Consider the following 20,506-nt stretch of genomic DNA (forward strand, 5'->3'; position numbering starts at 1 on the left):
ACCCATGCCTGCGATCATCACCTCTCCCTCGCATGAGGCCTTCGAGGCCACGACGACGAAGTGGGGGTCGATCACGCTCTTCACCGGCTTCCTCATCGCCACCTCGGTGCCCTTCTACCTCCTCTTCGTCGCGCAAGCCGACATCAGCGTCGGCGACATCCTCGGCGCCTTCCTCGCGGTCTTCGCCGTCTACGGCGTCTTCTACGTCGTCGAACCCCTCACCTACTTCCCCATCCTCGGCCCGGCAGGCATGTACCAGGCGTTCATGATCGGCAACGTCGCCAACAAGCTCCTGCCCTCGGCGATCGTCGCCCAGGACACGATCGGGGCGAAGCCGGGCACCCGCAAGGGCGAGTACGCGGCGACGATGGCGATCTGCGGGGCCGCCCTCATCCACGTCTTCTCCATGGTCCTCTTCGTCGGAGTGCTCGGCACCTGGCTGGTGACGATCATCCCCGAGAACATCACGCTCATCGCCCAGCTCTACATCCTCCCGGCGATCCTCGGCGGCGTCACCGTCCAGCTCATCGTCTCGATGAAGCAGGTGAAGTCGACGATCGTCGCCCTCGCCGTCGCAGCCCTCGTCATCCTCGTCCTCATTCCGGTCGTCCCCGTCCTCGCCCCCGGTGACGTCGCTATCGTGGTCATCGTGACGATCATCATCACGTGGTTCACGAGGAACAAGGCGGTCACCGACGCCCGATCCGGCGACGACGCCGTCGGCATCAACTGACCCGCCCCGACACCCAACCGAGGCGAAGAGACCCCGCACCGAAGAGACAAGGACACCATGTCGCTCAACCCCCGACTGCGCACCGCGATCACCGACACCCTGCCCGAGGCGGTCGACGACTACAAGGACTTCCACCGTTCCCCCGAACTCTCGATGCAGGAGATCGAGACGTCTCGGGCGATCGCGGACTTCCTCTCCGACCTCGGACTCGTGCCGCAGGCCTTCGGCGGCACCGGTGTCGTCGCCGTGATCGAGAACGGCGAGGGTCCCGTCGTCGCCTACCGCGCCGACACCGACGGTCTGCCGATCGCCGAGGACACCGGACTCGACTACGCCTCGACCGCCGAGGGCGTGCTGCCCGACGGCACGGAGACCGCGGTCATGCACGGCTGCGGTCACGACACCCACATCACCGTCGGCCTCCACCTCGCCCGGGCGCTCACCGAGCACCGCGATGCGTGGTCGGGCACTGTCGTCCTCCTCTTCCAGCCCGGCGAGGAGACCGCGGCCGGGGCGAAGGCCATGCTCGACGACGGACTGTGGGACCAGGTCGTCAATCCCGAGGTCGTCTACGGTCAGCATGTCTGGCCCGGTCAGGCCGGTGACGTCTACGTCTCCTCGGGCACTGCGATGGCGATGTCCGATTCCCTCAAGGTCACCGTGCTCGGCAGGCAGGCGCACGGCTCGCAACCGGAGAACGCGATCGACCCGATCGTCCTCGGCGCCTATATGATCACCCGCCTGCAGTCGGTCGTCTCCCGGGAGATCTCCGGCCGCGACACCGCCGTCGTCACCGTCGGGACCTTCCACGGCGGGCTCAAGGAGAACATCATCCCCGATTCCGCGGTTCTCACCCTCAACATCCGCACCTTCGACGAGGACGTCCGAGCCACCGTCCTCGACCGGGTGAGGCGGATCGTGGAGGCCGAGGCGCAGGCCTCGGGAGCCCCGGAGCCCCTCATCGAGGAGATGCACTCGTTCCCCCGCTGCTACAACGATCCCGATGCGACCGCCGCGTTCGTCACCGCCGCCGAGGCGGAACTCGGTGCCGCACACGTCCACGTCGTGCCCGCCGTGACCGGCAGCGAGGACTTCGGGGCCTTCGCCGATGCCCTCGGCGTGCCCTCGGTGTACTGGTTCTTCGGCGGGTACTCCCCGGAGCGACTCAACGAGGACGAACCTCCGGCAGGCAACCACTCCCCGCACTTCGCCCCCGACGACGTGCCGACGACCCTGGAGACCGGTCTGCGGGCCGCGCTCACCGCCGTGCTCAGCCGGGTCGGGAAGTGACCGGCATGGACGAGCTGCGCTGGATGAGCACCCGGGAGCTCGCTGCCCGGATCGCTGCGAAGGAGATCTCCGCCAGGGAGGCGCTTGCCGATCAGCTGCGCCGCATCGACGAGGTCAACCCGGCGATCAATGCCGTCGTCACCCGCGATGACGACCGGGCAATGGCCGAGGCGACCGCCGCGGACGAAGCACTGGCCGCAGGCACGGCGCGAGGACCCCTCCACGGGGTGCCGATGACGCACAAGGACACCCACGACACCGCGGGCATGCGCACGACCTGGGGCTCGCCGATCTTCGCCGACCGGGTGCCGGAGGCCGATGCGCTCATCATCGCGCGGCTGCGCGCGGCAGGGGTGATCACCTCGGGCAAGACGAACGTCCCCGAGTTCGCCGCCGGCTCCCACACCTTCAACCCGGTCTTCGGCACCACCCGCAACCCCTACGACCTCACGAAGTCCGCCTCCGGCTCCTCCGGCGGGGTCGGGGCGGCACTCGCCGCAGGCATTCAGGCCTCCGGGGACGGTTCCGACATGGGTGGGTCGCTGCGCTCCCCCGGTTCGTTCAACAACGTCGTCGGCTTCCGCCCCTCGAACGGCCGGATCCCGCACACGCGCCCCGGCAACCCGTTCGCCTGGCTGGCCCAGAGCGGGTTCATGGCCCGCACGGTCTCCGATGTCGCCCTGCTCATGAGCGTCGGCGCGGGCCCGGAACCGGGCGCACCCGCCTCGCTGCCCGAACCCGGATCCGTCTTCGACCAGCCCGTCTTCCGCCTCGGCGCCGAGGACGAACCGTCCCTGTCCGGGGTCCGCATCGGCTTCAGCCCCGACCTCGCAGGTCTTCTCCCCCTCGAACCCGAGGTGCGCGCGATCGTCGCCGACACCGCCGCCGTCTTCGCCGATCTCGGCGCCGACGTCGATGACACGATCCCCGACCTGCGTGATGCCGACGAGGTCTTCACCGTCCGCCGCGCCCTCGACTTCGTCGGTTCGTGGGGAACGCTGCTCGAGACTGACCGCGAGCGGATGAAGGACTCCGTCGTGTGGAACATCGAGGAGGGACTGCGGCTCACCGGCGCCGAGGTGGTCTCCGCCGAGTCCGCCCGGGCCCGGTTGAGCGAGGAGGTCGACGCGTTCTTCGCAGACCACGACGTCCTCGTCCTCACGACCTGCCAGGTGCTGCCGTTCGACATCGGCATCGAATACCCCACGGAGATCGACGGGGTGCCCATGGAGACCTACCTCGACTGGATGCGGGCGCTGTGCCTGATCTCGGCGACCGGGTGTCCGGCGATCTCCGTGCCCGCCGGCTTCTCGGCCTCGGGACTGCCGGTCGGCGTCCAGCTCGTCGCCCGGCCCGGTGATGACGTCCGCCTCCTCGAGGTCGCCCACGCCTTCGAACAGGCGACTCTGGTGGCGCAGCGCCACCCCGACATCCCGGCCGTGTCCGTCGGAGGGGAATGAGAACGGCCCGTGCGGGGCGCGCAGCGAGGTTCGGCTTGCCTCAGCACTGTTTGCCGAGCCTTCCCACACTGGAATGATTCCAGAAATGGTGTCAGGCTAGTCTTGAAGCAGGCGGCATCCCGTCGCCGGCCGCAGTCATTAGGAGTCGCACATGCACATGAGCCCCGCAATGCAGAAGGTCCTCGGCGAGCAGGTCACGCTCGAGCTCGAGGCCTCGATGGTCTACCTCCAGATGTCGATCCAGCTCGACGATCAGGATCTGCCCGGCATGACCCGGTGGATGCGTGCGCAGTCGGAGGAGGAGCAGGTCCACGCGGCCAAGTTCATCCAGCACTGCGTCGACCGCGGATTCGCCCCGCAGATCGGCGACATCGCTGCCCCGAAGGTCTCGGGATCGCGTCCTCTCGACTTCTTCAAGGCCGCCCTCGCCCATGAGGAGAAGGTCTCCGAGTCGATCCGCAACATCTACCGCACCGCTCAGACCGAGGGCGACATCGACGTCCTCCCGCTGCTCAACTGGTTCATCGACGAGCAGGTCGAGGAGGAGGCGAGCATCTCGGAGATCATCGGCCGCCTCGAGATCGTCGGCGACAGCGGTTCGGGTCTGCTCTCGATCGACAATGCGCTCGGTTCGCGCCACCCGGACATCACCGCCGAGAGCGAGTGAGCTCCTGAGTCCACGGCCGGTCCCCGCTTCGGGGGCCGGCCGTTTCGCATTCGGTGGGAGTTCCCTGTGTGCGGAATGATTTCAAAGTTGAGTGTGTTTGACTCAATGTACAGACTCTCTGAGAAAGGATGCTCATGGCCACTCGCTTCGACCCGATCCGCGATCTCGACCGCTTCTTCACCGAGGTCACCCGGAATCCGAACTCGACGACCCTGCCGATGGACCTCTACCGCGACGGCGAGGTCTTCGTCGCCCAGATCGACATGCCCGGGGTCGACCCGGCGAGCATCGACGTCGATGTCGAGGATCGGACCCTGACCGTGCGTGCTCAGCGCACCTCGCCGGTGGGTGAGAAGGACGTCAAGTGGCTGACCCGTGAGCGCACGACCGGCACTTACGCCCGTCAGCTCACCCTGGGCAACCGCGTGGCCCTCGACCGGATCAGCGCCGACTATCAGGACGGCGTGCTCACGCTGACGATCCCCGTCGCCGAGGAGGCCCGTCCCCGCAAGATCAACGTCAACCACCAGGCCCCGAAGGAGACCGAGGTCGTCGAATCGACCGAGGTCATCGAGACCGAGGAGCGGACCGACTGAGTCCCCCGTCTCCGGATGCCCGGCGGGGCCGCACGATGTGCGGCCCCGCTTCGCATGTCCGCGGGCCCACGGCTCAGAGCCTGTCGAGGACGTAGGCCAGGCACATGTAGGGCAGGTCGACGGTGCCCGAGATCGGGTGCTCCTCGCTGAGGTAGCCGCGCAGATTGGTCTCGACGCGCTCCCTGATCGTCTCGTCCGACCGCAGCCAGTACGAACGCGTGCGCGCGAGGTCGACGATGCCGTCGACGTCGAGCGGGGTCGCGAAGTCGACGACCGCCCTCTCCCGCAGCGCGAATCCGGCGGGTGCGGGCACGTAGGCGGGACGGTAGACATCGCCGGCGTGCATGATCCGGCTCAGCCGCAGCACCCAGTCGACGCGGACGTCGAGCTGATTGATGAGGATGACCAGGCGACCTCCGGGCCGCAGAATGCGGGCGATCTCCTCGGCAGCCGCCGCCTCGTCGAACCAGTGCCAGGCCTGAGCGACCGTGACGACGTCGACGCTGCCGGCGGCAAGACCCGTGTCCTCGGCGGTGCCGAGCCGATACGGTGCGGGGTTGCGGGACAGGGCGGGTCCGTCGGGATCGACGGCGACCACCTCGGCACCGAGGTCGAGCAGCTGCGCCGAGAGGATCCCCGTGCCCGCTCCTAGGTCGCAGACACGCAGCTCGGACCACTCCCAGCCGAGGAGGTCGAGGGCGGCCTGCGGGTAGCCAGGGCGCACCGCATCGTAGCGATGGGCCTCACGGGAGAAGTTCGTCCCGTGGACGGCCCGAGCCCGCGGTCTGACCATGCGGCTTCACTCCCCTGCTCATCCACCCGCGTTCTGCGGGCCTGTCTCGGCATCCCACTCTAGCGGTCGCGCTCCCCCGTTGTGACTAGGATGGGAGGACCGGCAGAGACCACCGCCGACACCTCGGCGAGAAGGAGCATCGATGACCTCAACCCCCGATCTCGAGTCCGAGCTCGAGCAGGCCTCACGTGCGTACGAGGAGTTCGCCTCCCGCGGACTGGACCTCGACATCACGCGCGGCAAACCCGGCAGTGAGCAGCTCGATCTCTCCGATGCGCTGCTCGGCCTGGTCACCGGGGACGATGCGCGCACACCGAGCGGGGTCGACGCCCGCAACTATGGCGGCATCGACGGAATCATCGAACTCCGGGAGCTCTTCTCCCCCCTGCTCAAGGTGCCCGCCGATCAGCTGCTGGCCGGGGGCAACGCGTCCCTGACCCTCATGGGGCAGGCCCTGACCTTCGCCCTCCTCCACGGCACTGCGGTCGACGGCACCCCGTGGGGTGCGGGACCGCACAAGCTGCTGTGCCCGGTTCCCGGCTACGACCGCCACTTCACGCTCGCCGAGTCCCTCGGCTTCGAACTCCTCTCCATTCCCATGGACGACGAGGGGCCGATCGTCGCCGAGGCGCAGCGCCTCGCCGAGGACCCCAGCGTCAAGGGCATGTGGCTCGTGCCCATGTACTCCAATCCCACGGGCATCACGATCACCGAGGAGCGCGCCGCCGAACTCGCCGCGATGCCGGCGGCAGCGCCCGATTTCACGCTGCTCTGGGACAACGCATACGGCCTCCACCATCTGCGGGAGACGCACCCGGAGCCCGTGGACATCCTCAGCCTGTGCGCCGAGGCGGGACATCCCGAGCGCCCGTGGATCTTCGCCTCGACGTCGAAGATCACCCATGCGGGCGCGGGCGTGTCCTTCTTCGGCGCCGGCCCGGAGACGATGCGCTGGTTCATCGCGAACCTCGGCAAGATCGCGATCGGCCCGGACAAGGTCAACCAGCTGCGCCATCTGAGGTTCTTCGGGGATGCCGACGGCGTCGTCGCCCACATGCGCAAGCACGCCGAGATCATCGCCCCGAAGTTCGACGCCGTCCTCGACGCCCTCGAACAGGGCCTCGGCAGCACGGAGCTTGCGACGTGGACGAAGCCCGACGGGGGTTACTTCATCACCCTGACGACCCTCGAGGGCACGGCGGAGAGAATCGTCAAGCTCGCTGCCGAAGCAGGCGTCAAGCTCACCCCGGCAGGGGCGACCCATCCCTACGGGATCGACCCGGCCGGCAACGTCATCCGCATCGCCCCGACGATGCCGAGCCTCGCCGAGGTCGAACTCGCCGCCGAGGGCCTCGTCGCGTGCGTCAAGCTCGCGAGCTACGAGAAGCTGCTGGCCGGATAGGACCTGGCTGCGACGCGAAGGGCACCCGGCCAGGCCGGGTGCCCTTCGTCGTGTGCGGATCTGCGCCGGAACTGCGCCGGTCGCGGTCCTCAGTACTCGTAGAAGCCGCGTCCGGACTTCACGCCGAGCAGGCCCGCATCGACCATGCGGGAGAGGAGGACCGGCGGCTTCGCCGCGGGGTCGCCGGTCTCGGTGTAGATGCTCTCGGCGGCGAAGAGGCAGGTGTCGATGCCGACGAGGTCGGCCAGGGCGATCGGACCCATCGGGTGCGCACACCCCTTGACCATTCCCGTGTCGATGTCCTCCTTCGTCGCCAGCCCCGCCTCGAGCATCCTGATGGCCGAGCACAGGTACGGGATGAGGAGGGCGTTGACGATGAATCCGGGCCGATCGGAGGCCTGGACGGGGGCTTTGCCGAGGACCTCGGTGACGAACGTCGTCGCGGTCTCGGCGACCTCGGGGTCGGTGAGCACCGAGGAGACGATCTCGACGAGCGGCTGCACGGGCGCCGGGTTGAAGAAGTGGATCCCGAGGACGCGTTCGGGCCGCGAGGTGGCCTGGGCGAAGCGGATGATCGGCATCGACGAGGTGTTCGAGGCGAGGATCGCGGTCGGGTCGGTGACGACCTCGTCGAGTTGGGCGAAGATCGCCTTCTTGATGTCCTCGTTCTCGCTCGCGGCCTCGATGACGAGCTGCCGGTCGGCGAGATCGGCGATGTCGGTGGTGAACCGCAGACGCGACAGCGCCGCTTCTGACTCGGCGGCCGAGAGCTTGCCCTTCTCAACGGCCTTGGCCAGGGACTTCTCGATCCGGGCGCGACCGGCGGCAACCGCGTCGTCGCTGACCTCGGAGACGATGACGTCGCAGCCGGACTTCGCGAGCACCTCGGCGATGCCCGCCCCCATGAGCCCGCTGCCGATGACGGCGGTGCGTGCGATGACCATATCGTTCTTCTCCTCGTTGTTCTCAGACTCTGCTGTGTGCGCAGACTCTGCTGTGTGCGGTGCTGTCATGAGGCCAGGAACCACGACGACGAGCGGATCGCCTTCATGGCCTCGCGGCGGCGCTCCCCCGGCAGCGTCTGGATGTAGACCTGACCGTCGAGGTGGGCGATCTCGTGCTGGATCATCTGCGCGAAGACCTCATGTCCTTCGATCTCGACCGGATTGTTCTCCGCATCGACACCGCGGGCACGGGCGAACTCCCACCTCGGGGTGGGGAAGAACAGCCCGGGCACGGACAGGCAGCCCTCTTCGATGTCGCGCAGCTCGCCGCCGACCTCGACGATCTCAGGGTTGATGAGATACCCAGTGCGCCCGTCGAGGTCGTAGCCGAACGCCCGCAGCCCGACCCCGATCTGCGGGGCCGCGACCGCGGCGCGGCCGTCGGGCAGGGAGGTGTCGACGAGGTCCTGGGCGAGAGCGGCCACGGAGTCGTCGAAGACCGTGACGGGGGCGCTGGTGCTGCGGAGCACGGGGTCGCCCCACAGGCGGATCTCGCGCTCAGCCACCGATGACCGCCACGAGGTCGCCGCCCTCGAGCTGAGACACCGAGTCGATCGCGACCCGGGAGACGGGTCCGGCCACCGGGGCGGTGATCGAGGCCTCCATCTTCATCGCCTCGATCGTGGCGATGACGTCACCGGCGTCGACGGTGTCGCCGACTCCGACCTGGAGCGTGACGACGCCCGCGAACGGGCTCGCGACGTGACCGGAGTTCGTCGCATCCGCCTTCTCCGCGGTCTTGACCTCGGATTCGATCGCCCGGTCGCGGACCTGGAGGGGACGCAGCTGACCGTTGAGGGTGAACATCACCGAGCGCATGCCGCGTTCGTCGGTGTCGCCGATCGCCTGCAGGCCGATGAGGAGGTTCTTGCCCTTCGACAGCTCGACCGTGTGCTCATCGCCCGAGGTCAGACCGTAGAGGTACTCGGAGGTCTCGACGACGGAGAGGTCGCCGTAGCTTGAGCGCATACGATCGAACTCCTTCGTCGGTCCCGGGAAGAGGAGTTCGTTGAGCTTCGCCTGACGCTGCGGGCCCGGCTCGGCCAGGGCGGCGGCATCCTCGGCGGCGAGGTCCTCGACGACGGGCTTGTGCGTGCGACCGGCCAGGGCCTTCGTCCGGAACGGCTCGGGCCATCCGCCGGGAGGATCGCCGAGGTCGCCGGAGAGGAAGCCGATGACCGAGTCGGGGATGTCGAACCTGTCCGGATTCTCGGCGAACTCCGCGGGGTCGACTCCGGCGCCGACGAGGTGGAGGGCGAGATCGCCGACGACCTTCGACGACGGGGTGACCTTGACGAGGTGGCCGAGGATGTCGTCGGCGGCTTCGTACATCCGCTCGATCTCCTCGAACCGCTCCCCCAGACCGAGTGCCACGGCCTGCTGGCGCAGGTTCGAGAGCTGCCCGCCGGGGATCTCATGCCGGTACACGCGACCCGTCGGTCCCGGCAGGCCGGATTCGAAGGGCGCGTAGACCTTGCGCACCGACTCCCAGTACGGTTCGAGGTCCTGGACGGCGGTCAGGCTCAGCCCCGTATCGCGGTCGGTGTGTTCGAAGGCGGCGACGAGGGCCGAGAGACTCGGCTGGCTCGTCGTGCCCGCCATCGCCGCCGAGGCGGCATCGACGGCATCGGCACCGGCGTCGGCGGCCGCGAACAGGGTCGCGAGCTGACCGCCTGCGGTGTCGTGGGTATGGACGTGGACCGGGAGGTCGAAGTTCTCCCGCAGGGCGGTCACGAGCTTGGCCGCGGCAGCCGGGCGGAGCAGACCGGCCATGTCCTTGACCGCGAGCACATGCGCACCGGCGCCCACGATCTCCTCGGCCAGCCGGAGGTAGTAGTCGAGGGTGTAGAGCTCCTCGCGCGGATCGAGGATGTCCGAGGTGTAGCACAGGGCCACCTCGGCGATCGTCGTGTCCGTCGCGCGCACGGCTTCGATGGCCGGTCGCATCTGCTCGATGTCGTTGAGCGCATCGAAGATGCGGAAGACGTCGATGCCGGTGCGGGCAGCCTCGTCGACGAAGGCGTCGGTGACCTGGGTGGGGTACGGGGTGTAGCCGACGGTGTTGCGACCGCGCAGGAGCATCTGGAGGGCGATGTTGGGGATCGCCTCCCGCAGCTGGGACAGGCGCTCCCACGGATCCTCGCCGAGGAAGCGCAGAGCCACATCGTAGGTGGCCCCGCCCCAGGCTTCGATGCTCAGCAGCTGCGGGGTCATCCGGGCGACGTGTCCGGCGACGGCGAGGAGGTCGCGGGTGCGCACGCGGGTGGCGAGCAAGGACTGGTGGGCGTCGCGGAAGGTGGTGTCGGTGACAGCGAGCGCCGTCTGCTCCCGCAGCGCGCGGGCGAAGCCCTCGGGACCGAGCTCGAGGAGGCGGTCACGGCTGCCGGCGGGCGGGGCCTGTGCGAAGTCGATCTCCGGCAGCTTCTCAGCGGGACGGAGATGGACCTTCGCCTCCCCGTGCGGCCGGTTGACGGTGACGTCGGCGAGGTAGTCGAGGACCTTCGAGCCGCGGTCGGCGCTCACCCGGGCGTCGAGGAGCTGCGGGCGCTCCTCGATGAACGAGGTCGCGATGTCCCCGGCGATGAACGCATCATCCTCGAGTACGGCCTGGAGGAACCCGATGTTCGAGGACACGCCGCGGATGCGGAACTCCGCGAGCGCCCGGCGGGCACGTGAGACGGCCTGGGCGAAGGTGCGGCCACGGCATGTGAGCTTGACGAGCATCGAGTCGAAGTGTGCGCTCACCGAGGCACCGGCGTGGACGGTGCCGCCGTCGAGGCGGACACCGGCGCCGCCGGCCGACCGGTAGGCGGTGATCGTGCCGGTGTCGGGACGGAACGAGTTCGCGGGATCCTCGGTGGTGATGCGGCACTGGAGGGCGGCGCCCTTGATCCGCATGTCCTCCTGGCGCAGGCCGAGATCGGCCAGGCTCGCCCCGGCCGCGATGCGCATCTGGGAGGCTACGAGGTCGACGTCGGTGATCTCCTCGGTGACGGTGTGCTCGACCTGGATGCGCGGGTTCATCTCGATGAACACGTGCTTGCCCGCCCGCGGGCCCTCGGTCTCGAGGAGGAATTCGACGGTGCCGGCGTTCTGATAGCCCAGCGCCTGCGCGAACTTCAGCGCATCCGAGTGCAGGGCCGCAGCGATCTCGGGATCGAGATTGGGCGCCGGGGCGATCTCAATGACCTTCTGGTGGCGCCGCTGCAGGGAGCAGTCGCGTTCGAAGAGGTGGATGGCATTGGAGTCGTTGTCGGCGAGCACCTGGACTTCGATGTGCCGGGGACGCTGGACGGCCTGTTCGATGAAGACCGTCGGATCGCCGAAGGCGCCTTCGGCTTCGCGCATCGCGGCCTTGAGCGCATCCTCGAGCTGAGAGGCTTCGGCGACCCGGCGCATGCCGCGTCCCCCGCCGCCGGCGACGGCCTTGACGAAGAGCGGGTACTCCATCGACTCGGCGTCGGCGAGGAGCTGGGCGACGTCGGCCGAGGGCTTCGTCGAGTCGAGGACCGGGATGCCGGCGGCACGGGCGGCACCGAGGGCCTGGACCTTGTTGCCGGCGAGTTCGAGCACATCAGCGGCGGGCCCGATGAACGTGATGCCGTTCTCGGCGCACGCGCGGGCGAGATCGGGGTTCTCGGACAGGAAGCCGTAGCCGGGGTAGACCGCGTCGGCACCGGACTCCTTGGCCACCCGGATGATCTCCTCGACGCTGAGGTACGCCCGGACGGGGTGGCCCTCCTCGCCGATCATGTAAGCCTCATCGGCCTTCATCCGGTGTTCGGAGTTGCGGTCTTCGTAGGGGAACACAGCGACGGTGGAGGCACCGAGCTCGTAGGCCGCGCGGAACGCGCGCACCGCGATCTCTCCGCGATTGGCCACAAGGACTTTAGAGAACATCTGTGTTACTCGCTTCTGTATCGATCGCGCAGGCGCGATGCGTCGACGGGCTGTCGAGAGACAACTCTACTCAGTGACCTGTGCCACGGAATGCAGGGGGTCCCCGTTCGGGTGGGCACCCCCTCCTCGGCGTGGTCGGACCTGCCCGATGAGGGCGGATACGTTACCGTAGGAGGGTGCTTGTCCTCAGTATCAGCAGTCTCAAGGGCGGCGTCGGCAAGACGTCGGTGACTCTCGGTCTCGCCTCGGCGGCCTACAACCGCGGCATCCCGACGCTCGTCGTCGACATGGACCCGCAGGCCGACTCGTCGACGGGACTCGATGTGCCGACCTCGACGAAGGTCGACATCGCCGACGTCCTCGCGGCGCCGAAGTCGCAGAAGATCCTCTCGGAGGCGATCATCCCCTCGGGGTGGGTCGGCGACAAGATGGGTCACCTCGATGTCATCTCCGGCTCCCCACGGGCCGCCGAGTTCGACCGCCCCTCGCTCTCCGAGCGCTACCTGCGGCGGCTCGAGGATGCGCTCAGCCGCATCGCGAAGGGCTACCGGCTCGTCCTCATCGACTGCCCGCCGAGCCTCAACGGGCTTACCCGCACCGCCTGGACGGCGAGCAGCCGGGTGGCCGTCGTCACCGAGCCGAGCCTCTTCTCCGTCGCCGCAGCCGACCGCGCCCTGCGCGCGGCCGATGAGCTGCGCCAGCGCGGCACCTCGCAGATCCAGCCGCTCGGTCTCGTCGTCAACCGCGTCCGGGCCGGATCGACCGAGCACGACTACCGCATCGCGGAGATGCGCGAGATGTTCGGTCCCCTCGTCCTCAATCCCCCGCTGGCCGAACGTGCGGTCATGCAGCAGGCCCAGGGGTCGGCTCGACCCATCCATTCGTGGCCGGGCAAACCCGCCGAGGAGGTCGCCTCCTCATTCGACGCCCTCCTCGAGCGGGCGCTGCGTTCGGAGAACATCCGCGGACGCAAAGCCGCGAAGCAGCAGTGACCTCGAACTGAGTCCCGTGGCTGGGCCGCGGCGGACGGGCTCACTCCGGCAGCGCATGACGGCCACCACGACCACGTTGCGACAGCGAAGGCCCCCTCCATTCGGAGGGGGCCTTCGTCGTGGTCTGACTGGTGCGGCTCAGCCGAGCTTCTGCGCCCGACGCTGAGCGAGTTCGTCCATCGCGAAGACCGTCGAGTCGTCCTCGGGGAGGCGTTCGCTGGGAAGTTCGGAGAGGCTGCCCTCGACTTCGTTCCACACCCGGCCCACCGCGATGCCGAACACGCCCTGGCCGCCCTGGAGGAGGTCGACGACCTCGTCGGGGGATGTGCATTCGAAGACGCTGGCGCCGTCGGACATGAGGGTGATCTGGGAGAGGTCCTCGACGCCGCGGGAGCGGAGGTGGTCGACAGCGGTGCGGATCGACTGCAGCCCGACGCCGGTGTCGAGGAGGCGCTTGACGATCTTGAGCACGAGGATGTCGCGGAAGCTGTAGAGGCGCTGGCTGCCCGAGCCGGTGGCGTTGCGGATCGAGGGGGTGACGAGGTCGGTGCGCGCCCAGTAGTCGAGTCGACGGTAGGTGATGCCGACGACCTTGCACACGGTGGGACCGCGGTAGCCGGCCTCCTCATCGAGGACGGGCAGATCGTCGTCGAACAGGAGACCCTGTGCCGCGGACGGCAAGGGCGTCGACTCGACGCTTTCGTGACTTGAGCGGTTCACACCGACTCCTCCTTATAGTCCCTGGGGGAAGTGAGGTCGCGTTGTCGGGCAGAGAATGAAGCCATTCTACCGCTCTTCGCAGCGAACCTACAGTGGGATTCAACAACTCCAAACTATTCTGCCCGGGTCGCGGCGACAAACACCCGAAGGTAACGATTCGCGCGTGTCGCCGTTACCGCAGTATTCGAACACTGCCCATGAGCGTCACGGCACCGTCATTTTGCGGAGTCGGGAGTGGTTCCGTCCTCGGTCTCCTCGGTCGGCTTCTTCGGCTTCGCGGAGGTGAGCAGCTTCGTCTTCACGGTCGAGGCATACGTGTCGACGTACTCCTGACCTGAGAGCCGCATGATCTCGTACATGATCTCGTCGGTGATCGACCGCAGCAGGAATCGGTCGACGGGCAGGCCCTCGTACCGGGAGAAGTCCATGGGCGAACCGAAGACGACGCCGACCCGGCGGAACTTCGGGATGAGACGACCGGCCGGCTGGATCTTGTCAGTGCCGATGATCGCGACCGGGATGACAGGTGCCCCGGATTCGAGGACGAGACGGGCGATGCCGGTCCGGCCCCGGTAGAGCTTGCCGTCGGGCGAGCGGGTGCCTTCGGGGTAGATGCCCAAGGAGTTGCCTTCGCGCAGCACCTTGAGGCCGGCTTCCAGCGAGGCCTGGGATCCCGATCCGCCGCCGCGGTCCATGGGCAGCTGGTTGTTGAGCTTGAAGAACCAGCGCGTCACCGTGCCCTTGATGCCGCGGCCGGTGAAGTAGTCCTTCTTCGCCAGGTAGACGACGGGCCGGGGGGCGAGCAGGGGGACGAAGATCGAGTCCATGAAGTGCATGTGGTTGCCGGCGATGATCGCCGGGCCCTCCGGCGGCAGGTTGTCCAGGCCCCGCACCCACGGACGGAAGAGGATCCGCAGGATGGGTCCGGCCACGACCCGTTTGAGAAACCAGTAGAACACGCGCACCCTTCCATGTCACGACGCTTGGACGTCCCCGGTCATCATATATCCATCTCGGCGCGTCTCGGACCGTCGACGGCGATGCCGCGAAGCCCCGATCGTGGGATGCTGGGAGCATGGAGATCGACTTCGCACCGCTGCCCGCACCGCGCTCCGCGTACTCCCGGATCGCCCCCGACGCCGAGGTCGCGGTCCTCTTCCTCCACGGCATCACAGGTTCGCCGGCCGCGTGGCATCCCATCGCCCGCGCCCTGGCCGCCGAAGACCTCAGCGTCAGCGTTCCCCTCCTCCCCGGACACGGCGGTTCCTGGCAGGAGCTCGCGGCGACGACATGGTCGGACTGGTTCTCCGCCGCCGAGGCGCAGCTGCGCCTGCTTCAGGCCGACCATGACCGCGTCGTCGTCGCCGGGCTGTCGATGGGCGGGGCGCTCAGCCTCGCCCTCGGCACCCTGCCGCAGCCGCCTGACGAGATCGTCGTCGTCAATCCCGCGCTCTTCGTCGACTCCCCGCTCACTCCGCTCCTTCCCGTCCTCAAGCGGTTCGTGCCCTCGGTCGCGGCGATCGGCAACGACATCGCCCACCCCGGGCGGGACGAGTTCGCAGGCGATCGGACTCCGGTGGCCGCGGTCGCCTCCCTCGCCTCGGCGCTGAAGGATCTGCGCACCGACCTGTGGGAGATCTCCTCCCCCGTCACCGTCCTCGTCTCCGGCCGGGACAATGTCGTCGGGCCCCGCAGCCTCCGGGCCCTGCGCGCCGGTCTCGTCCGCCCCCCGCGCATCATCGCCCTGCGCCGCAGCCGTCACGTCGCGACCCTCGACTTCGATGCTCCGCTCATCGCCGAGGCGGTCGCCCGGGCCGCACGCATGCCGGATGCGGTGCCCGGCGGGCGCTCGGGCGGGGAATAGACCGACGTCGGAGATTGCTGATGAATGACATGAACGACGACGCGGACCGCGAGGACTGGCGCGATCACGTGCCCGAATCCGAACGCCTCGGCGACTCCTCGAAGGTCAGCGACAGCCATTGGGACGACCTCGTGGCGCAGATTTCCGAACCCGACGCCGCGATGAGCGAGATGCCCGTCGAGGAGATCCGGGACCGGCTCGAGGCGACGGAGCGGTGGCAGCCGGAGCCTGCCGCCCCCATCGGCTGGCGCACGGCGCCTCCGACGTTCGTCCTCTCCGTGCTTGCGACCTTCGGCGCCGTCGTCCTCCTCATCATCGGGGCCATCTTCTTCCGCCCCCTCCCGACGTGGTTCCTCCTCGTGGGACTGGCCGTCGGCATCGGCGGAGCCGTCGGGCTCTTCTTCCACCTGCCCGGGCAGTCGAAGACCGAGGGCGGCGACAGCGGGGCCTCGGTGTGAGCTCGTGTCAGGGGCGGATGGCAGACTGCTAGCCATGTCCTCTCCGGCCACCCCCTTCGATCGCGCCCCGCACGGTCTCGAGCACACGCAGCTGTCCTTGGCCGACATCGGCACACCCCTCTACGAGGTCACGTTCGTCGTCGTCGACCTCGAGACGACCGGCACCCGGGCGGGATCATCGGAGATCACGGAGATCGGCGCGGTCAAGCTGCGCGGCGGCGAGGTCATCGGCGAGTTCCAGTCCCTGGTCAAACCCGAGCATTCGGTCATCTCCCCGTTCGTCGCCCAGCTCACGGGGATCACGCATGCGATGGTCGACGACGCACCGTCGATCCGCTCGGTGCTCCCGAGCTTCCTCGAATTCGCCGTCGGTGCGGTGCTCGTCGCCCACAACGCTCCCTTCGACATCGGCTTCCTCCGCTCGGCCTGCGAACGCCTCGACTACCACTGGCCGCAGCCGCAGGTCCTCGACACCGTCACCCTCTCCCGTCGGGTCCTCGGCCGCGACGAGGTGCGCAACCACAAGCTCGGCACCCTCGCCGCGCACTTCGGCACCGAGGTCGAACCCGACCATCGCGCGCTCTCCGACGCCCGCGCGACCGGAGAGGTCCTCCACCGGCTCCTCGAGCGCTTCGGCGGGTTCGGCATCACGACCCTCGAAGAGCTCGCCACCGTGCGCCAGTCCGGGTGGGCCAAACGGCAGGCGAAGGCCCACCTGGCCAAGGGAGTGCCCGCCGAACCGGGCGTCTACATGTTCCTCGACGGGACGAGGCGGGTCCTCTACATCGGCAAGTCGGGCAATATGGCCAGACGCGTGCGCGGGTACTTCAACGCCTCGGAGAACCGGGGGCGGATGGCGGAGATGGTCACCGCCGCGCAGGAGGTCACGTGTCTGCCGTGTGCGCACGTCCTCGAGGCCGAGGTCCGCGAGGTCCGACTCATCGGCGAACTCGCGCCCCCGTACAACCGGCGCTCGAAGAACCCCGAACGCAATTCGTGGGTCGTCCTCAGCGACGAGGAGTTCCCTCGGCTCTCCGTCGCCCGGTCGACCTCGGCGCTTGAGCGTTCACCCGCACCCCCGCTGGGGCCGTTCCGCTCGCGGAAGTCCGCGCAGGCGGTCAAGGACCTCCTCGAGACGCTCTTCCCCGTCAAACGGTGCACGGCGAAGGTCACCGTGGCCACCCTCGACCGCCATCGGGCGTGCGTGAGCGCTCAGGTCGGTCAGTGCGGGGGCCCGTGCGCGGGAGTGCACGATCCCGAGGTCTACCGGGAGCGCATTGCCGGTCTCGTCGGCGCTCTGAGCGGTGACTTCTCATCGCTGCGCGCACACAGCGGCGACCGCATGGCCCGGCTCGCCGCCGAAGCCCGGTACGAGACCGCCGCGGAGGTCCGGGACGGCATGCGCACGGCGCTGGCCACGGCGTCCCGCGCGGAGACCGTCGCCCGCCTGGCCGCGGTCGAGGAGATCCAGGCGTGGGCACCGGGCAGTGAGAGCGGTGTCGATCTCGTCGTCATCCGGCACGGGAAGCTCGCCGCCGCCGCGCACCGGTCGACGACCGCGGGCTTGGACTCCGGGTTCGCGGCACTGACCCCGACCGCAGAATGGGTGCCGGCACCGGGTGCCGTCCCGGGGCCGAACGACCCGCTGCCGGAGGAGACGAGGATGCTCGCCCAGTGGCTGGAGTCAGCACAGCTGTGGTCGACGACCGGGGCATGGTCGATGCCGCACCGGGGCGCGGCCTTCCACGCGCAGGCCTCAGGCGCCGTTCGCCTCGGCGATGCGACGTGAGACCGTGACGAGCTGATCGAGCTTGGCCGCACCGAGGCCGGCATCGACGGTGTCCTCGGCGATGCGCAGCTTCGCCGCCACCCGCTCCGTGAACGATCCGACGCCGGATTCGTCGGCGGCGACGAGCGCTGCTGCGGCGTTGATGAGGACGATGTCGCGCACCGGGGACTTCTCCCCGGCCAGCACCGAGCGCATGATCTTCGCGTTGTCGGCCGGACCTCCGCCGCGCAGGTCGTCCTTCGTCACCCGGTCGAAACCGAGGTCGAGGGCGTCGAACGTCGTGTGCTCGACCTCGCCGTGCCGCACCTCCCAGACGTCGTTGACGTCGGTGTTGCTCAGCTCGTCGAGTCCGTCCCGGGAGCGGAAGACGACCGCCTGATGACCGCGCTTGGCCAGGGTGCCGACGACGAGCGGAGCCATCTGGGCGTCGGCGACCCCGATCGCCGTGTGCCGGGCGCGTGCCGGATTGGTCAGCGGTCCGAGGATGTTGAACGCCGTCGGCACGCTGATCTGGCGGCGCACGGCGGCGACGAACTGCATCGAAGGGTGGAAGACGTTGGCGAAGCAGAACGCCAGCCCCACCTCGGCGGCGACGATGCCCGTCTGCTCAGGGGTGATGTCGAATCGGACCCCGAGAGCCTCGAGGACGTCGGCGGACCCCGACGCCGAGGAGGTCGCCCGGTTGCCGTGCTTGACCACGCGCTGACCGGTGGCGGAGATGATCATCGCCGCCGTCGAGGAGATGTTGGCCGTCTTCGCACGGTCGCCGCCGGTGCCGACGATGTCCACGGAGTCCTCGAGCCCCGGCAGCGGCACGGCGTGCTCCATCATCGCGGCGACGAGACCGGCGATCTCGGCGACGGTCTCCCCCTTGGTGTGGTGGGCGGCGAGGAACGCGGCCATCGTCACATCGGGGACCTGGCCGGACATGATCTGGTCCATCGCCCACGAGGCCTGCTCCTCGGTGAGGTCCTGGCCATGCATGAGGGTCATGAGGAGGTCGGGCCAGTTCGCGGCGACGTCCGTCCCGGTCGAGGCGGTCCCGGGGAGGGCGGTCTCCGGGGCTGTCGTACGCGGTGCTTCCGTCATGGCCACGAGCTTTCGATCTGGGGAACATCCACCGCCTCCCAGCAGGGAAGCGGACCTTACCTGCGGCATCCTATCGTGAGTTCGACACGCGGGGTGGACATCACAGTCCGGTGAGATTGCGGCACCAATCCGCGGTTTTCGCTACATCGTGTAGAAATTTCTCCTCCGAAACCTGGGTAAAAGGTGAAAACTCACCCCGAGACGGGTAATAATGGTGGGGTGTCAACTGCCACTGCATCCCAGACAGCGCCAGCACATCCGGTAGTCAATCGCCCGAATGTGACCACGGTGGGCTTCATCGTGTTCCTCGCGAGCGACCTGATGTTCTTTGCCGCGCTCTTCGCCATGTACTTCACCATTCGATCCGTCGTGCCGGGTCTGTGGGACACGCAGACCGAGCTGCTGAACGTTCCGTTCGCGCTCGGCAACACCATCATCCTGGTGTCGTCGTCCTTCACCTGCCAGATGGGCGTGTTCGCAGCCGAGAGGTTCCGCCCGCGGCGGACCGGCGGGCTGTTCAACATCGCCAAGTGGGGCATGATCGAGTGGTTCTACCTGACGTTCCTCCTCGGGGCGGTCTTCGTCTCGGGACAGGTCATGGAGTATGCAGAGCTCGTCCGCGAGGGCCTGTCGATCAGCACCGACGGCTACGGCTCGGTCTTCTACCTGACCACCGGATTCCACGGTCTCCACGTGACCATCGGACTCATCTGCTTCCTGCTCGTCATCGGACGCGCCTACGGAGCGAAGAAGTTCGGTCACCACGAGGCGACCTTCGCGATCTGCGTGTCCTACTACTGGCACTTCGTCGACGTCGTCTGGATCGGCCTCTTCGGCGTCATCTACCTCCTGCAGTAGTTCGCGCCGGGCCACCGGCCGCACGGACACTCGAAACTTCAAGCAAAGGACCAACACGTGAAGCTATTAGCAGATCGCCGCAGGCACCCGATGGCACTCGTCGTGCTGCTCCTCGTGGGCCTGCTGCTGACCGGCGGAGCGTACGCACTCTTCACCCAGACCTCGAGCGCGAATGCCTCCACGGCGGCCAGCGCATCCGACATCGAAGAGGGCAAGAAGCTCTTCGCCGCGAACTGCGCGACGTGCCACGGCCTCAACGCCGAGGGCTCCAAGGCCGGACCCGGCCTCATCGGCGTCGGTGCGGCAGCAGTCGACTTCCAGGTCGGCACCGGACGCATGCCCCTGCAGGCCAACGGCCCGCAGGCCCGTGTCAAGGAACCCCAGTTCAACGATGAGCAGACCGCTCAGCTCGCGGCCTATGTCGGTTCGCTGGGACCGGGACCGGCGATCCCGGAGGCACAGTACCTCGATCCCAAGAAGGGCGACCCCGCTGCCGGCGGCGGCCTCTTCCGCACCAACTGCGCAATGTGTCACAACGTCGTCGGCGCCGGCGGCGCCCTGACACGCGGCAAGTACGCGCCGAACCTGTCCGAGGTCTCGCCCAAGCACCTCTACCAGGCGATGCAGACCGGACCTCAGAATATGCCCATCTTCAACGACGCGAACCTCACTCCCGAGGACAAGCGAGACATCATCTCGTACATCCGGGAAGTGTCGGAGAACCCCTCCCCCGGCGGATTCAAGCTCGGATCCCTGGGACCAGTGGCTGAGGGCCTCTTCATCTGGTTCTTCGGACTCGCCGCAGTCATCGGCATCACCGTATGGCTCTCCTCGAGGGCGAAGTGAGTCCGCAGTTGTCGTTCACCTACCATCACGAGATTAGACGGGGAA

Annotated in this window: 19 protein-coding genes; 12 read left to right on the forward strand and 7 right to left on the reverse strand. The window is 68.3% G+C overall.

Going from position 1 to position 20,506, the window contains the following annotated elements; translation table 11 throughout:
- Window positions 1-4: 4 nt before the first annotated feature.
- From AAHA49_RS04890 to AAHA49_RS04910, 5 genes are all read left to right on the forward strand, one after another.
- Window positions 5-733, forward strand: coding sequence for a hypothetical protein (locus AAHA49_RS04890; protein WP_342037422.1), 729 nt, complete (start codon window positions 5-7; stop codon window positions 731-733).
- Between the two features lie 57 nt (window positions 734-790).
- Complete coding sequence (locus AAHA49_RS04895) at window positions 791-2,023, forward strand: amidohydrolase (RefSeq protein WP_342037423.1); 1,233 nt, start codon at window positions 791-793, stop codon at window positions 2,021-2,023.
- A gap of 5 nt (window positions 2,024-2,028) precedes the next feature.
- Window positions 2,029-3,483 (forward strand): amidase, encoded by a 1,455-nt coding sequence (locus tag AAHA49_RS04900; RefSeq protein ID WP_342037424.1) that lies wholly within the window; start codon window positions 2,029-2,031, stop codon window positions 3,481-3,483.
- Window positions 3,484-3,634: 151 nt separating this feature from the next.
- Complete coding sequence (locus AAHA49_RS04905; RefSeq protein ID WP_342037425.1) at window positions 3,635-4,150, forward strand: ferritin; 516 nt, start codon at window positions 3,635-3,637, stop codon at window positions 4,148-4,150.
- 134 nt (window positions 4,151-4,284) lie between these two features.
- Window positions 4,285-4,746: an Hsp20/alpha crystallin family protein gene (locus tag AAHA49_RS04910; RefSeq protein ID WP_339391662.1), complete on the forward strand. Its 462-nt coding sequence runs from the start codon at window positions 4,285-4,287 to the stop codon at window positions 4,744-4,746.
- Window positions 4,747-4,819: 73 nt separating this feature from the next.
- Here the strand turns inward: AAHA49_RS04910 and AAHA49_RS04915 are convergent, their stop codons facing one another.
- A complete protein-coding gene (locus tag AAHA49_RS04915; RefSeq protein ID WP_342037426.1) occupies window positions 4,820-5,539 on the reverse strand; it encodes a class I SAM-dependent methyltransferase in 720 nt (239 codons plus the stop codon).
- A 142-nt stretch (window positions 5,540-5,681) separates the two neighbouring features.
- Between AAHA49_RS04915 and AAHA49_RS04920 the strand changes: the two genes are divergently transcribed.
- Window positions 5,682-6,941, forward strand: a complete 1,260-nt coding sequence (locus AAHA49_RS04920; protein ID WP_342037427.1) for an aspartate aminotransferase type Ic — start codon at window positions 5,682-5,684, stop codon at window positions 6,939-6,941.
- A gap of 89 nt (window positions 6,942-7,030) precedes the next feature.
- On the opposite strand, the gene AAHA49_RS04925 is transcribed toward AAHA49_RS04920, so the two are convergent.
- The 3 genes from AAHA49_RS04925 to AAHA49_RS04935 form a co-directional block, all read right to left on the reverse strand.
- Window positions 7,031-7,885: a 3-hydroxybutyryl-CoA dehydrogenase gene (locus tag AAHA49_RS04925; protein ID WP_342037428.1), complete on the reverse strand. Its 855-nt coding sequence runs from the start codon at window positions 7,883-7,885 to the stop codon at window positions 7,031-7,033.
- A gap of 65 nt (window positions 7,886-7,950) precedes the next feature.
- Window positions 7,951-8,451, reverse strand: coding sequence for a peptide deformylase (locus tag AAHA49_RS04930; protein WP_339391666.1), 501 nt, complete (start codon window positions 8,449-8,451; stop codon window positions 7,951-7,953).
- The gene (locus AAHA49_RS04935) at window positions 8,444-11,845 is read right to left on the reverse strand and encodes a pyruvate carboxylase (RefSeq protein WP_342037429.1); all 3,402 of its coding nucleotides are present in this window, start codon (window positions 11,843-11,845) and stop codon (window positions 8,444-8,446) included. Before AAHA49_RS04935 ends, AAHA49_RS04930 begins: the two co-directional genes overlap by 8 nt.
- Before the next feature lie 176 nt (window positions 11,846-12,021).
- On the opposite strand from AAHA49_RS04935, the gene AAHA49_RS04940 reads away from it, so the two are divergent.
- Window positions 12,022-12,837, forward strand: coding sequence for a ParA family protein (locus tag AAHA49_RS04940; RefSeq protein WP_339391668.1), 816 nt, complete (start codon window positions 12,022-12,024; stop codon window positions 12,835-12,837).
- A 138-nt stretch (window positions 12,838-12,975) separates the two neighbouring features.
- Here the strand turns inward: AAHA49_RS04940 and AAHA49_RS04945 are convergent, their stop codons facing one another.
- A complete protein-coding gene (locus AAHA49_RS04945; protein WP_095375580.1) occupies window positions 12,976-13,557 on the reverse strand; it encodes a MerR family transcriptional regulator in 582 nt (193 codons plus the stop codon).
- Window positions 13,558-13,772: 215 nt separating this feature from the next.
- Window positions 13,773-14,516 (reverse strand): lysophospholipid acyltransferase family protein, encoded by a 744-nt coding sequence (locus tag AAHA49_RS04950; protein ID WP_342037430.1) that lies wholly within the window; start codon window positions 14,514-14,516, stop codon window positions 13,773-13,775.
- Between the two features lie 116 nt (window positions 14,517-14,632).
- Here AAHA49_RS04950 and AAHA49_RS04955 point away from each other — a divergent pair, with 116 nt between their 5' ends.
- Genes AAHA49_RS04955 through AAHA49_RS04965 form a run of 3 tightly spaced genes read left to right on the forward strand, consistent with a single transcriptional unit; the run spans window position 14,633 to window position 17,668 of the window.
- A complete protein-coding gene (locus AAHA49_RS04955; protein WP_342037431.1) occupies window positions 14,633-15,421 on the forward strand; it encodes an alpha/beta hydrolase in 789 nt (262 codons plus the stop codon).
- Window positions 15,422-15,441: 20 nt separating this feature from the next.
- Window positions 15,442-15,879 carry a hypothetical protein gene (locus tag AAHA49_RS04960; protein WP_342037432.1) on the forward strand — a complete coding sequence of 146 codons (438 nt, stop codon included), beginning with the start codon at window positions 15,442-15,444 and terminating at the stop codon, window positions 15,877-15,879.
- Window positions 15,880-15,913: 34 nt separating this feature from the next.
- Window positions 15,914-17,668, forward strand: coding sequence for a DEDD exonuclease domain-containing protein (locus tag AAHA49_RS04965; protein ID WP_342037433.1), 1,755 nt, complete (start codon window positions 15,914-15,916; stop codon window positions 17,666-17,668).
- On the opposite strand, the gene trpD is transcribed toward AAHA49_RS04965, so the two are convergent.
- Window positions 17,636-18,757: an anthranilate phosphoribosyltransferase gene (trpD, locus tag AAHA49_RS04970; RefSeq protein WP_095375585.1), complete on the reverse strand. Its 1,122-nt coding sequence runs from the start codon at window positions 18,755-18,757 to the stop codon at window positions 17,636-17,638. The genes AAHA49_RS04965 and trpD overlap by 33 nt on opposite strands.
- Window positions 18,758-18,976: 219 nt before the next feature.
- Between trpD and ctaE the strand changes: the two genes are divergently transcribed.
- Both ctaE and qcrC read left to right on the forward strand, forming a co-directional pair.
- On the forward strand, window positions 18,977-19,615 hold the full coding sequence (gene ctaE, locus AAHA49_RS04975) for an aa3-type cytochrome oxidase subunit III (RefSeq protein WP_438501752.1): 639 nt from the start codon (window positions 18,977-18,979) through the stop codon (window positions 19,613-19,615).
- Window positions 19,616-19,672: 57 nt separating this feature from the next.
- Window positions 19,673-20,461 (forward strand): cytochrome bc1 complex diheme cytochrome c subunit, encoded by a 789-nt coding sequence (gene qcrC, locus AAHA49_RS04980; protein WP_342037434.1) that lies wholly within the window; start codon window positions 19,673-19,675, stop codon window positions 20,459-20,461.
- The last annotated feature ends 45 nt before the right edge of the window (window positions 20,462-20,506 follow it).

It is taken from the genome of Brevibacterium ammoniilyticum, from assembly GCF_038429965.1.
Classification (GTDB): Bacteria; Actinomycetota; Actinomycetes; order Actinomycetales; family Brevibacteriaceae; genus Brevibacterium; species Brevibacterium ammoniilyticum.